This window comes from Ensifer sp. Root558 (genome assembly GCF_001427045.1).
GTDB lineage: Bacteria > Pseudomonadota > Alphaproteobacteria > Rhizobiales > Rhizobiaceae > Ensifer > Ensifer adhaerens.
Genome location: NZ_LMGC01000001.1, coordinates 708534 through 720829 on the forward strand (window position 1 = coordinate 708534; position 12296 = coordinate 720829).

13 protein-coding genes are annotated in these 12296 nt (G+C 63.0%); 6 read left to right on the forward strand and 7 right to left on the reverse strand.

The features are described 5' to 3' along the window. The first annotated feature begins 134 nt into the window (after positions 1 to 134). The 3 genes from ASD63_RS03545 to ASD63_RS03555 all read left to right on the forward strand — a co-directional run bounded on the left by ASD63_RS03545 (position 135) and on the right by ASD63_RS03555 (position 1907). Positions 135 to 722: a thermonuclease family protein gene (locus ASD63_RS03545; RefSeq protein ID WP_034795169.1), complete on the forward strand. Its 588-nt coding sequence runs from the start codon at positions 135 to 137 to the stop codon at positions 720 to 722. After that, positions 715 to 1353 carry a uracil-DNA glycosylase family protein gene (locus ASD63_RS03550; RefSeq protein WP_034795165.1) on the forward strand — a complete coding sequence of 213 codons (639 nt, stop codon included), beginning with the start codon at positions 715 to 717 and terminating at the stop codon, positions 1351 to 1353. The genes ASD63_RS03545 and ASD63_RS03550 overlap by 8 nt, the downstream gene beginning before the upstream one ends. Positions 1354 to 1418: 65 nt before the next feature. After that, positions 1419 to 1907 (forward strand): Lrp/AsnC family transcriptional regulator, encoded by a 489-nt coding sequence (locus ASD63_RS03555; RefSeq protein WP_034795162.1) that lies wholly within the window; start codon positions 1419 to 1421, stop codon positions 1905 to 1907. A gap of 15 nt (positions 1908 to 1922) precedes the next feature. On the opposite strand, the gene ASD63_RS03560 is transcribed toward ASD63_RS03555, so the two are convergent. From ASD63_RS03560 to ASD63_RS03570, 3 genes are all read right to left on the reverse strand, one after another. Further along, the gene (locus ASD63_RS03560) at positions 1923 to 2618 is read right to left on the reverse strand and encodes a DNA alkylation repair protein (protein ID WP_034795159.1); all 696 of its coding nucleotides are present in this window, start codon (positions 2616 to 2618) and stop codon (positions 1923 to 1925) included. Further along, positions 2615 to 3484, reverse strand: coding sequence for an NAD(P)-dependent oxidoreductase (locus ASD63_RS03565; protein ID WP_034795156.1), 870 nt, complete (start codon positions 3482 to 3484; stop codon positions 2615 to 2617). Before ASD63_RS03565 ends, ASD63_RS03560 begins: the two co-directional genes overlap by 4 nt. Positions 3485 to 3596: 112 nt before the next feature. Then, complete coding sequence (locus tag ASD63_RS03570) at positions 3597 to 4424, reverse strand: class I SAM-dependent methyltransferase (protein ID WP_034795154.1); 828 nt, start codon at positions 4422 to 4424, stop codon at positions 3597 to 3599. Positions 4425 to 4628: 204 nt separating this feature from the next. Here ASD63_RS03570 and ASD63_RS03575 point away from each other — a divergent pair, with 204 nt between their 5' ends. Next, a complete protein-coding gene (locus ASD63_RS03575) occupies positions 4629 to 5354 on the forward strand; it encodes a DUF2270 domain-containing protein (RefSeq protein WP_034795151.1) in 726 nt (241 codons plus the stop codon). A gap of 64 nt (positions 5355 to 5418) precedes the next feature. Here the strand turns inward: ASD63_RS03575 and ASD63_RS03580 are convergent, their stop codons facing one another. The 4 genes from ASD63_RS03580 to ASD63_RS03595 all read right to left on the reverse strand — a co-directional run bounded on the left by ASD63_RS03580 (position 5419) and on the right by ASD63_RS03595 (position 8433). Next, complete coding sequence (locus tag ASD63_RS03580; RefSeq protein ID WP_034795148.1) at positions 5419 to 5685, reverse strand: usg protein; 267 nt, start codon at positions 5683 to 5685, stop codon at positions 5419 to 5421. Between the two features lie 165 nt (positions 5686 to 5850). Beyond that, positions 5851 to 6681, reverse strand: a complete 831-nt coding sequence (locus tag ASD63_RS03585; RefSeq protein ID WP_034795145.1) for an ABC transporter permease — start codon at positions 6679 to 6681, stop codon at positions 5851 to 5853. Beyond that, on the reverse strand, positions 6678 to 7481 hold the full coding sequence (locus tag ASD63_RS03590) for an ABC transporter permease (RefSeq protein WP_034795142.1): 804 nt from the start codon (positions 7479 to 7481) through the stop codon (positions 6678 to 6680). Before ASD63_RS03590 ends, ASD63_RS03585 begins: the two co-directional genes overlap by 4 nt. A 169-nt stretch (positions 7482 to 7650) precedes the next feature. After that, positions 7651 to 8433 carry an ABC transporter substrate-binding protein gene (locus tag ASD63_RS03595; protein ID WP_034795139.1) on the reverse strand — a complete coding sequence of 261 codons (783 nt, stop codon included), beginning with the start codon at positions 8431 to 8433 and terminating at the stop codon, positions 7651 to 7653. A 418-nt stretch (positions 8434 to 8851) separates the two neighbouring features. On the opposite strand from ASD63_RS03595, the gene ASD63_RS03600 reads away from it, so the two are divergent. Further along, positions 8852 to 11191, forward strand: a complete 2340-nt coding sequence (locus ASD63_RS03600; protein ID WP_034795137.1) for an OmpA family protein — start codon at positions 8852 to 8854, stop codon at positions 11189 to 11191. Positions 11192 to 11359: 168 nt separating this feature from the next. Next, positions 11360 to 12103 carry a polysaccharide deacetylase family protein gene (locus ASD63_RS03605; RefSeq protein ID WP_034795134.1) on the forward strand — a complete coding sequence of 248 codons (744 nt, stop codon included), beginning with the start codon at positions 11360 to 11362 and terminating at the stop codon, positions 12101 to 12103. Positions 12104 to 12296: the final 193 nt, after the last annotated feature.

Below are 12296 nucleotides of genomic sequence, written 5' to 3' on the forward strand. Positions count from 1 at the left end.
GACGCGCTGGTCTGCGAGGCAGTCCCGCGGCAATCGAGGTTAGGGCAGGCGTGAAATTCGGACGGACGACATATCGGTTTCCCAAGGGCCGCGGCAGGTCCCGCGGTCATGCGCCGTCCGGCGGACGTGGCGGCATGGCCGGCGGATGGATCATTCTCATCCTCTTGGCGATCGGCGCCTTTGTCGCCGACAGGCTGCCCGTCGGAGAGCGATCTGCGACCGGTTCGGCACGGGGCGCGGCGATCGCGAGCGACGGCGACAGCCTGCGGATCGACGGTAAACGCGTCCGCATCGAGGGTATCGACGCGCCGGAGCTCGACCAGACCTGCAGGCGCGACGGCGTCGCCTGGGACTGCGGCCGCGAGGCGCGCGACAGATTGCGGGCGCTCGTCTCGGCAGGTGATGTGCGCTGTCGGTTTCACGGCCGGGACAAATACGGCCGCGAGCTCGGCGTTTGCGATGCTGCCCACCGCGATGTCGGGCGCGAGATGGTGCTTTCGGGCTATGCGGTGAGCTACGGGCGCTATGAGGCTGAGGAGGCAAGGGCAGAACGGGAGCAGCGCGGGCTCTGGGCCGGCGAGTTCGTGAAACCGCAGGAGTGGCGCCGGACGAACGGTCATCCCGACGAGGGGCCGCACCTCATCGATGGCTGGCTTGCGGCGATCCGCAGCTGGCTGCTCGAACGCCTGACCGCACTTTTTTCCGGTATCGCCGATGCCTGACGACCGCATTGCTCACCTCGAACGGTTGCGGGCGGAAATTGCGGCCTGTCGCATCTGTCGCGACAGCCCGCTGCGTGGCGAGGCCGACCGGCTGCCGCACGAGCCGCGGCCGGTGGCGGTGATCTCCACCGCGGCGCGCATCCTGATCGCCGGGCAGGCGCCCGGACTGCGCGTGCATGACAGCGGTCTGCCGTTCAACGATGCGTCCGGCGATCGGCTGCGGCAATGGCTGGCTGTCGATCGCGAGAGCTTCTACGATCCGGAGAAATTCGCGATCGTGCCGATGGGTTTTTGCTTTCCGGGCTATGACGCGCATGGCAGCGACTTGCCTCCGCGGCGCGAATGCGCGCCGCTTTGGCGCCACCGGGTGATGGAGCAGATGCCGCAGGTGGAGCTGGTGCTGGCGATCGGCCACTATGCGCAACGCTGGCATATCGGCCCGGACTGTCCGAAATCGATGACCGAGACGGTGAAGAACTGGCGGCGCTACGCGATGCGCAACGCCGTGCCGGCGATCCTGCCGTTGCCGCATCCGAGCTGGCGCAACACCGGCTGGCTGAAGCGAAATCCCTGGTTCGAAGCGGACGTACTGCCCTTCTTGCGCGAACGTGTTTTCGTTCTCACGAACTGAAACAATTTTCTTTATCTTCATCAATTTCGCGCTATAGAGGGAAAAATAATTCGAGAGGGACTTTTATGGATCGCCTAGACCGCAAAATCCTGCGCCTGCTGCAGGAGGATTCCACGCTGGCCGTTGCCGACCTTGCCAAGAAGGTCGGGCTTTCGACCACGCCGTGCTGGCGGCGTATCCAGAAGATGGAAGAGGACGGCGTCATCCGCCGCCGCGTCGCGCTGCTCGATCCGGTGAAGATCAACACCAAGGTCACGGTCTTCGTGTCGATCCGTACGAACTCCCATTCGATGGAGTGGTTGCGCCGCTTCTCCGAGGTCGTGTCCGAATTTCCGGAAGTCGTCGAGTTCTACCGCATGAGTGGCGACGTGGACTATCTGCTGCGTGTCGTCGTGCCTGACATCGCCGCTTATGACGCCTTCTACAAGCGCATGATCGCCAAGATCGAGATCCGCGACGTTTCCTCCGTCTTCGCCATGGAGCAGATCAAGTATACGACCGAGCTGCCGCTCGACTACATGATGATCGACCAGGCGAAGTCCAGCGAGGACTGACCTCAGCTAGCAGACTCAGGCGAGGCCAAGCCTTGCCAGGATCTTGTCGTTCGACAGTTCGCGAACCGCGTCCTTGCCCGTCCAGCGGGCGGCGCGGTTCGAGCTTTCCGCCAGTCGCTTCGCAAGCGCAAGGGCCGGGCCGTGGCAGGCGGCGTTGCGCTTGCCGATCTGCCGGAGCGCCCAGTTGACCGCTTTCTTCACGAAGTTGCGCTCGTCGCCGGAATGCTGCTCGATCAACGGCAGCCAGCCGAGAAGCGCTGCGTCCGGTTCTTTCTTCAGGTGAACCGCAGCCGTCGCGATCATCGCAAAGGCGATGCGGCGGACGAATTCCCGTTCGTCGGCGGCAAATTCCGGAATCAGTTCGCGCTCGAAGCGCGCGGCAATAAAAAGGTCGGCGACGGTATCGACCACTTCCCAGGAATTGCAATCTTCCGCCCAAAGGCGCGCCTCGTCGAGCGTCAGTACTTTCGGATCGGCGGTGAAGGCGGCCAGGATGCGCGCCTCGCGAATGCCGGTTTGCCAGAGCGCCAGCGCCCGGCGGTGATCGGTCTTCACCAGCCGGGTGATCTTGTGAAGCTCGACGTTGGAAAGCCCGATGGCGGCGTCGGTGACGATACCGAAACGCGCCATGCCGGCGAGATTGTCTTCAGAGCCGAGAGACCGCAGGTGAGCGATGATCTCGCCCGCGGTCGAGGACGGGCTAAGGCTCACTTTTCGAGGCGGGCGAGCAGCGAGGACGTATCCCAACGGTTGCCGCCCATTTCCTGCACATCGCCGTAGAACTGGTCGACCAGCGCGGTCACCGGCAGCTTGGCGCCGTTGCGGCGGGCTTCGGCGAGCACGATGTCGAGGTCCTTGCGCATCCAGTCGACGGCGAAGCCGAAGTCGTACTTGCCGGCATTCATCGTCTTGTGACGGTTTTCCATCTGCCAGGAGCCGGCTGCCCCCTTGGAGATGACGTCGACGACCTTCTCGATGTCGAGACCCGCCTTCTTGCCGAAGTGGATGCCTTCGGCGAGCCCCTGGACGAGGCCGGCAATGCAGATCTGGTTGATCATCTTGGTGATCTGGCCGGCACCGGCCGGACCCATCAGGCCGACCATGCGGGCAAAGGCTTCAATGACCGGCTTGGCGCGATCGAAGGCGGCTTCGTCGCCGCCGCACATCACCGTCAGAACGCCGTTTTCGGCGCCTGCCTGGCCGCCGGAGACCGGGGCATCGACGAAGTGGGCATTGCGGGCCTTGGCCGCTTCGTAGAGTTCGCGGGCGACCTCAGCGGAGGCCGTGGTGTTGTCGATGAAGACGGCGTTGGCCTCCAGCTTTTCGAAGGCGCCGTCCTTGGCCGTCGTTACAGAGCGCAGGTCGTCGTCGTTGCCGACGCAGCAGAAGACGAAATCGGCGCCATCGGCGGCCTCTGCCGGGGTACGCGCCGCGCGACCACCGAACTCGGCCGCCCACTTTTCGGCCTTGGCGAAGGTGCGGTTATAGACCGTCAGCTCGTGACCGCCGCGGACCTTGAGGTGACCGGCCATGGGGTAGCCCATGACGCCGAGACCGATGAATGCAACCTTTGCCATTTTCCGAATACTCCCATTGCTTTCGCCTTGGTGTAGCCGATGGCGCGGGTGCGGAAAAGAGAGAAGGGAGCATCGTGCGATGCTCCCTTCTCATGATGCTGTCATGGCCCGATCAGGGCTTGAAGCGTGCGACCACCAGATGTCCGGCGATCGGCTCACCTTCTTCCAGGCGCACCGTGATGTCGCCGACTTCGACGATCTCGAAGCCGGTGGCGGCGAGACGGTCGCGCAGGTAGCTCTCGGCATGGGCAAAGCGCTGGTGCGGGCCGACCATGAAATTGCGGCCGGCGAAGGTCTCTGCGGGCAGGGTTTCGCTGGAGAAGATCAGCAGGCCGCCCGGGACGAGGTTGTCGACCGCGCCGAAAAACAGCGCTTCGAGCGCGCCCATATAGGGAAGCACGTCGGTGGCGACGATCAGGTCGAAGGGCTCGTCGTCATTGTCGTCGAGAAAGTCGACCGCCTCTGCAACATAAAGCGTCTCGTAGAGGTCTTTTTCGTGGGCGATCTCGACCATGTTTTCGGAGAGGTCGACGCCGGTGATGTCTTCAGCCATGTCGCGGAGCGCGCCGCCGGTCAGGCCCGTGCCACAGCCGAGATCCAGCACCCGGTCGAAGGGCCCGAGTTCAAGCGCCTGCAGGCGCTGGCGGACGAGGAGCGGCACGCAGTAGCCGAGCTGGTCGACGAGCACGTTGTCGAAGACTTCGGCATGCTGGTCGAAGAGCGTGGCGACATAGGCATCGGGCGCCTTCACCGGCGTTTCGCCGCGTCCCATCGAAGCCAGTCGCACGGCAGCGCCGCCGTGGTCTTCCGGATCGAGCGCCAGCACTTCGGCATAGGCTTGCGCCGCGGCATCGAACTTGCCGGACTTTTCCAGGGAGAGGGCGCGGTTATAGGCCTCGGCCAGCGCTTCCTCGTCGATTTTCGTGCTTTTCTGGGTCATGGGCGCTTCTTACGTCCGCAGCCGGTTTTTGGCAATCGCCGTCGGCGAAAGGTTTGCGGGCGTGGATCTGGCGTTTTGGCGGTCAGTGGCAGGATTTCCTTGGCCTTCCGGACGAAAAACGTCGCCATGCGGCGCCATCGGGATTTATCGGCGACAGGAAAGGAGTCATCATCGCAAGCATAAGAAAAGACGGGAGGAATGCCGATGTCCGCCGAGCTTGGGCCGCTGATCTTGAGCGCCGAAACGAAGGAGCCGAAAGGCCCGCCCTTGCCGCAGACGTCGCAGGAGCAGATCAACGCGGTGGTACACTATTATCGCGGCGAAATGGGGCGCATGGCCGGCTGGCGCGACCGCATCGACCGGACCTCCAACTGGGCAATCACCGTCGTTGCGGCGCTGCTCTCGGTCTCGCTGTCCACACCGTCGTCGCATCATGGCGTGCTGCTCTTCGCCATGCTGCTGATTACGCTCTTGCTCCTGATCGAAGCCCGGCGCTATCGCTTCTTCGACGTCTATCGCGCCCGGGTACGGCAATTGGAGCGCGGCTACTTCGCCCAGATCCTGGCGCCCGATGGCACGCCGAACCTCAATTGGGCGGCGTCGATCGCCAAGAGCCTGCGCAAGCCCGCTTTCCTGATGAGCTACCGCGAGGCGCTTTGCCGCCGGCTGCAGCGCAATTACTGCTGGATGTACCTGATCCTGCTGCTTGCCTGGGCGCTGAAGATTTCCTCGCCGAAGATCTCCACCAATGGCGAGCCCTTCGGCCACGTGCGCTCCTGGATGGACGTCGCCCAGAATGCGGCCCTCGGTCCCTTGCCCGGCTGGCCGGTGATTGTTGGTGTCATCGTGTTTTACGGGCTGGTGCTCTACGGCTCGCTGCACAAGGAGCCGCGCGAAGGCGAACTCGCGCATGGGGAGGTGCATGTCTGAGGGCGCCGGGCGTCACGCCGATCCAGGGTTCCTGGTGACAGAGAGCGGTCGCCGTCGGCGGCTCTCAGTGCAGAATGAGCTCGCCCTTCAGTGCGCGCCATTCGGTGGCCGAGATCAGCTTGCGGTGCACGTAGCGCACCGAATGCAGCGGCCCGTCCAGTTTCTCTTCCCAGAATTTCAGGAAGCTGCGCATTTCGGGGAAGTCCGGCGCAATGTCGTAGTGCTGCCAGATATAGGTTTGCAGGAAGGCCGGATGGTCGGGCAGGTGATAGAGGATCTGCGCCGTCGTCAGTCCGTAGCCCTTGAGCTGAAGTTCCATCTCGTTCGTCATGTGGACCTCACTTCTCGCAAAGGTTGGTCCCTATGATGAAACGCCTGATTTGTTAATCAAGGGCTAATATTTGTCCCGAAGTGAAACTTTCTCGTGAAATAACAAAAGCTTGGCAGCCTCTCTTAGGGAGTGCTGCCAAGCTTGTTCGAAACCGACGTAGAAACCCTATCGCTTCAGATGGCGGGTCAGCCGCGCTTCCAGCAGGCTCCAGATGTTGCGCAGGATCTCGACCATGATGAGGTAGAGAATGGCTGCCCAGATATACATCTGGAAGTCGAAGGTACGCGAGAAGGCATAGCGGGTTTCGCCCATGAGATCGAAGACGGTGACGATCGCGACGATCGCCGAGCCCTTGATCATCAGGATGATCTCGTTGCCGTAGGGGCGCAGCGCCACGATCATTGCCTGCGGCAGGATGATCTTCCAGAAGGCGACGCGCTGGGGAAGGCCAAGCGCGTCAGCGCCTTCGCGCTGGCCGCGCGGCACGCTCTCGATCGCGCCGCGCAGGATTTCCGCCTGGTAGGCCGCAGTGTTGAGCGTGAAAGCGAAGATCGCGCAGTTCCACGCGTCGCGGAAGAACCACCACAGGCCGACCGCTTCCAGCTGCGGGCGAAAGCTGCCGAGGCCGTAGTAGATGAGGAAGAGCTGTGCCAGAAGCGGCGTGCCGCGGAAGAAGTAGACGTATCCGTAGGCGAACCACGACAGGACCTTGTTCATCGACATGCGGGCAAACGCGATCGGCAGCGACAGGATGGCGCCCATGACGATCGAAAGGCCGACCAGCATCAACGTGACGCCGAGGCCGTTGATGAAGCGCGGGCCGTATTTGGCAAACTTGTCCGGATCCCAGCCGCCGACCACGGTCAGGAAGATACCGACGCCGAGTGCCAGCCAGATGCCGAGCGCAACGCTGCCGACGAAGCGGGTGAGCGTGTAGGGCTTCGGCGGAACCGGCGGCGGCGCCTGCGGCGGGATCATCGTTGCAACGACACTCATCGGCCCATCTCCGCACGTTTGGTTCGCCGTTCAATGTAGGAGAAGACGATCGAGGAAATCATCGCGAGGATCAGGAAGAGCACGCAGGCAACACCGTAGAATTCGAAGGCCTGCTTGGTCACGCGGGCGGCAATGCCGGTCTGGCGCAGGATGTCGGTCAGGCCGACGACCGAAACGAGGGCAGTATCCTTGAGCAGCGCCATCCAGAGATTGCCGAGACCGGGCAGGGCGATGCGCACGAGCTGCGGCAGGATGATGAGGCGCATGGTGCGGCCGCGATGCAAGCCAAGGGCGTCACCGGCTTCGTATTGTCCATGCGGGATGGCCTTGAAGGCTGACAGCAGCACTTCCGAGCAATAGGCGGAGAAGACGACGCCGAGTGCGATCATGCCGGCGAAGAAGGCATTGATCTCGACCGGACCGTCGTAGCCGAGCGATGCCAGCAGTTGTTGAACGAGGATCTGCAAGCCGTAATAGACGATGAAGAGCGTCAGCAGTTCGGGCAGGCCGCGGAAGATCGTCGTGTAAATGTTCGACGCGAGCCGAACCGTGCGCTCTTCGGACTGCTTGCCCAGAGCGATGAAGAAGCCGATCAACAGGCCGACGGGCAGCGTTGCGATGGCAAGGCTCGCGGTAATGACGAAGCCGTGGGCGATATCGTCGCCCCATCCGGTGTCACCGCAGGCGAGAAGCGTGCCAGGTGCGAGCCAGGTAAAGACCCCGACCGGGCCGCAGAATGGATCGACGATCGATCCGATCCAGGAGAGGATGGAATAGAAGCCGGCAAACAACCCGCTCATGTCAGAGATTTCCCCTTTTGCGCTGTTTTTATGCGTATCGATCGCGCTTTGTTTTAGGCACTTGTCAAACAAAAACGGCGGAAGGGCAAGCCATCCGCCGTTGCAATTTTCGCATCAACCGACGTTTTTCCGGCATGATTCACTAGGAAATCGCACCGGAAACCGTCAATCAGCTGCCATAAACGTCGAATGGGAAGTACTTTTCGTTGATTTCCTTGTACTTGCCGTTGGCGCGGATCGCTTCGATCGCCTTGTTGAACTTCTCGCGCAGCGCATCGTCGCCCTTGCGGACCGCGATACCGGCGCCGTCGCCGTTGATGACAGGGTCGATCGGCAAGGTGCCGAGCAGCTTGCAGCAGGCGCCGTCAGCGGTCTTCAGCCATTCCGAGAGCACGACGACGTCGTCGATGACCGCATCGATACGGCCGTTGGCGATGTCGAGCTTGTACTCATCAGCCGTCGGATAAAGCTTGATTTCGGCACCCTTCATATGCGCTTCGGCATAGTTGGAATGGGTGGTCGAGCCTTGCGCGCCGAGCGCCTTGCCCTGAAGGGCGGCTGCGGTTGCCTCGGTGATCGGCGAATCCTTCGGCACGACGATTGCCGGCGGGGTGTTGTAGTACTTGTTGGTGAAGTCGACCTTTTCCTTGCGCTCGGCGGTGATCGACATGGACGCGATGATGGCGTCGAACTTCTTCGCGATGAGCGCCGGAATGATGCCGTCCCAGTCCTGCGTCACGAAAGTGCACTCGGCCTTCATTTCCACGCACAGCGCCTTGGCGATGTCGATGTCGAAGCCCGTCAGCGTGCCGTCCGCTTCCAGGTTGTTGAAGGGCGGGTAAGCGCCTTCCGTGCCGATCACGACCTTTTCGCCGTCGGCCATGGCCGAGCCTGCCATGAGCACGAAAACGGCAGCCGATGCGGCGGCTGCCAGCCGCTTGGAAATACGCATGATAGTCCTCTCTGTTGGTCGACATCCGGCATTGTTGTTTTTCGCGGATGCCAATTTCAGCCGGGGCGTCTGCCGCCGGTTGTGGCGATATTCGTACTCTTTTCCACTAAAAATCAACAGGAAAGCGAAGGCGCTCAACGGGAATCAAGTTTCGACCGATGATTGTGGTTTTCCGCGCGGGAGAAACATGAACGGGGCGTTCAGCGGCGGTTAATCTTGCCTCCGCTAGCCCTTGTCAAGGAACCGGTTCGCGGTTTGGGCGTTGCATTGGACCGCGCGTCTCGCGGCCAACACAAAAAAGCCGAAACCTTGGGTCAAGGCCCCGTAAGTATTCGTGTTCGCATTCTCTTCTTCAGCGTGTCACAGGTTGACGAGAGGATGCGGGCCAGGACCTCCCAGGAAGAGGAAGGAAGACAAAATGTCGATTCGATCCAAGCTGTTCGCGACCGTCGCGCTGCCGGTGCTGTCGGTGTCCGTGGCGGTTCCGCCCGCGGTGGCCGACAGCCTGATGAAGCCATTCGAGGTTGCACAGGAGGGCGGTGGCCAATCCGACGAGGAACTGCTGCTGCAGAAGCAGCGCCAGGCGGAAGAAGAAGCCGCGCGCCAGGCTGCCGAACAGCAGCGCGCCGCTGAAGAAGAAGCTGCACGCCAAGCTGCCGAGCAGCAGCGTGCTGCTGAGGAAGAGGCTGCCCGTCAGGCCGCCGAGCAGCAGCGTGCCGCTGAAGAAGAGGCAGCGCGCCAGGCCGCCGAGCAGCAGAAGGCCGCTGAGGAAGAAGCTGCGCGCCAGGCTGCCGAACAGCAGAAGGCTGCTGAAGAAGAAGCCGCACGCCAAGCTGCCGAACAGCAGAAGGCTGCTGAAGAAGAAGCGGCACGTCAGGCTGCCGAGCAGCAGAAGGCTGCTGAGGAAGAGGCTGCCCGCAAGGCTGCTGAAGAGCAGAAGGCGGCCGAAGAGCAGAAGGCTGCAGAGGAACAGAAGGCCGCCGACGAGCAGAAGGCCGCTGACGAACAGAAGGCTGCCGAAGAGCAGAAGGCCGCCGAAGAGCAGAAGGCCGCTGAAGAGCAGAAGGCCGCTGAAGAGCAGAAGGCCGCCGACGAGCAGAAGGCCGCTGAAGAGCAGAAGGCCGCTGACGAACAGAAGGCTGCTGACGAACAGAAGGCCGCTGACGAGCAGAAGGCTGCTGACGAGCAGAAGGCTGCCGAAGAGCAGAAGGCTGCCGAAGAGCCGAAGGCTGGTGGCGAAACCGCTCCCGCCGTCGAGCCGCAGCCGCAGACTGGCGAGGGCCAGCCGGTGCCTGGTGCAGAACAGCCGCAGACGGGCGAGGGACAGCCGGTGCCTGGTGCCGAACAGCCACAGACGGGCGAGGGACAGCCGGTCCCGGGTACCGAGCAGCCGCAGACCGGCGAAGGTCAGCCCGTGCCCGGCACGGAGCAGCCGGTAACGGCCGAGCAGCCACAGGTGCAGCAGCCGGCTCCGGAAGTGGTCGACACCCGCACGGAAGAAGAGAAGGTGAAGATCGCCGATGATCCGGCCGCGACCGACGAAACCGTCGTGCTGCCGGTCGAAAACGGTGCTGCCGTGCTCGACAGCGACAAGGACGCCGACAATGCCGGCGGCAACCAGGCGCGCGAAGAGCGCCAGAAGCTGCGTGAGGAACTGCGCGCCAAGGAAGAGGACGCCCCTCCGCCGGCCGACGATGCCGCAGCGCAGGCTGCGATTGCTGCCGAGATGCCGGCCGACCTACCGCAGAAGATCGAAGCGAACCTCAACGAAAAGGGGACGCGCGTCGATGAGGCTCCGGTCTTCGTGGTTCCGGAGACGACCAACATCGTCAACAACACTGTTATCAACAACACGGTGATCAACAACAACACGACGGTCAACAACATCACCAACAACATCACCGAGGTAAAGATCGTCGAGCAGGTCGACAACCGGGTGATCCTCGGTGTCGGCGACCAGATCTTCGTGCGTGGCGACGACCGTCCGCGCCTGCGTTACGATGCGGAAGAGACTTACTACGATCAGCTTCCGCGCGGTCGTACCCGCGAAACCATCGTGCGTCCGGGCGGCTACCGGATCGTCACCGTCTACAACCGTTACGGCGACATCCTGCAGCGCTCGCGTGTCGACCGCGACGGCAACGAATACCTGATGATCTATGCGCCCGAGCGTGACGAGGGTCCGCGTCCGGCGATCATCGACGTCGGCTACGAACTGCCGCCGATGCGCCTGCGCATCCCGGTTCGTGACTACATCGCCGACGTTTCCGACGATCCGGATCGCGACTACTACGAGTTCCTGGCCGAGCCGCCGGTCGAGCGTGTCGAGCGCGTCTACACCATGGACGAAGTCCGCCACTCCGCCCGCCTGCGTGACAAGGTGCGCCGCGTCGACCTCGACACGATCACCTTCCCGACGGGCAGCGCCGAAGTGTCGATGTCGCAGGCCAAGACCATGCGCAAGGTCGCAGCCGCGATGGAGAAGATCCTCGCCAAGGATCCGGGTGAAACCTTCTTCATCGAAGGCCACACCGATGCCGTCGGCTCGGACCGCTCAAACCTGGTGCTCTCCGACAAGCGCGCCGAATCGGTTGCCTCGCTGCTGACCGAGGTCTACGGCATTCCGCCGGAAAACCTGGCGACCCAGGGCTATGGCGAGCGCTTCCTGAAGGTTCGCACCCAGGACGCCGAACAGCAGAACCGTCGCGTCACCATTCGCCGTGTGACCCCGCTGGTTCGCCCGGTCGCACAGCGCTAACAGGGCTTCGCGCAGCGCTAACAAGGCGCGCGCAGCGCCAAAATGATTGGCGCTGCGCGGATCAAGCTTCGGGCAGGACTGCCCGGATAAGAGCAGGAAACCCGCCTCGCAAAAGGCGGGTTTCTGTCGTTTGACATTCCTTCCCAGATTTTTCTTCCTCGGATTGCCATGAAAGCCTTCGTTCTCGCGCTTGTTGCCGCCACCACGCTCGCCCATTCGGCCATCGCCGCGCCCGGGCTCGTCGAGCCGGATCTGCGTCTGCCCGCCAATCCCGAGGGAAAGGGCGGAGCGCCGCGGGTGGCGCTGACGCTTGACGCCTGCAGCGGCGCCACCGACATGCGCATCCTCGGCACACTGATCGAAAACCGCATCCCCGCCACGATCTTCGTCACCGCGCGCTGGCTGAAGCGCAACGGCCTCGTCGTCGAGGTGATGAAGGCGCATCCGGATCTATTCGAGATCGAGGACCACGGCGCCATGCACGTGCCGCCGATCGACGTGAAGATTTCCGTCTATGGCATCGCGGCAGCCGGCTCCGAGGCGGCAGTCGCCGCCGAAGTCGATGGCGGTGCTGTCGCAATCAAGGCGCATGGCCTGCCGGCGCCGAAGTGGTTTCGCGGCGCGACGGCCAAATACACCCATTCGTCGATGAGCCAGATCCGCGCCATGGGCTACCGCATCGCCGGCTACTCGGTGAACGGTGATGGTGGCTCGCTGCTGGGTGCGGCGATGGCGGAGAAGCGCATTCGCGCCGCCAAGGACGGCGACGTCATCATCGCCCATATCAACCAACCGACCCATTCCGCCGGCGCCGGCGTTGCCCGCGGCATCCTCGACCTCAAGGCGAAGGGCTACAGCTTCGTGCGACTGAACGACACTCCGGACGAAATGACCGTCGGCGCGACGAACTGACCGCCAGCAACGGCTGATACCGGAAAATATCCGCACGCCGAGGCCGTTGGCGTAAGCCGCAAGTGTGGGCCGTGAATGCGGCGCGCCCTCCGCGGCGGTTCATGTCTCGTCGGCCACGAGGCCGCTGCTCGACGCAAAGTAGCGGCCCGTCGAAATCCGTTTTCCGTTGCCGGTTCCTCCCCCTAGGCTTCTC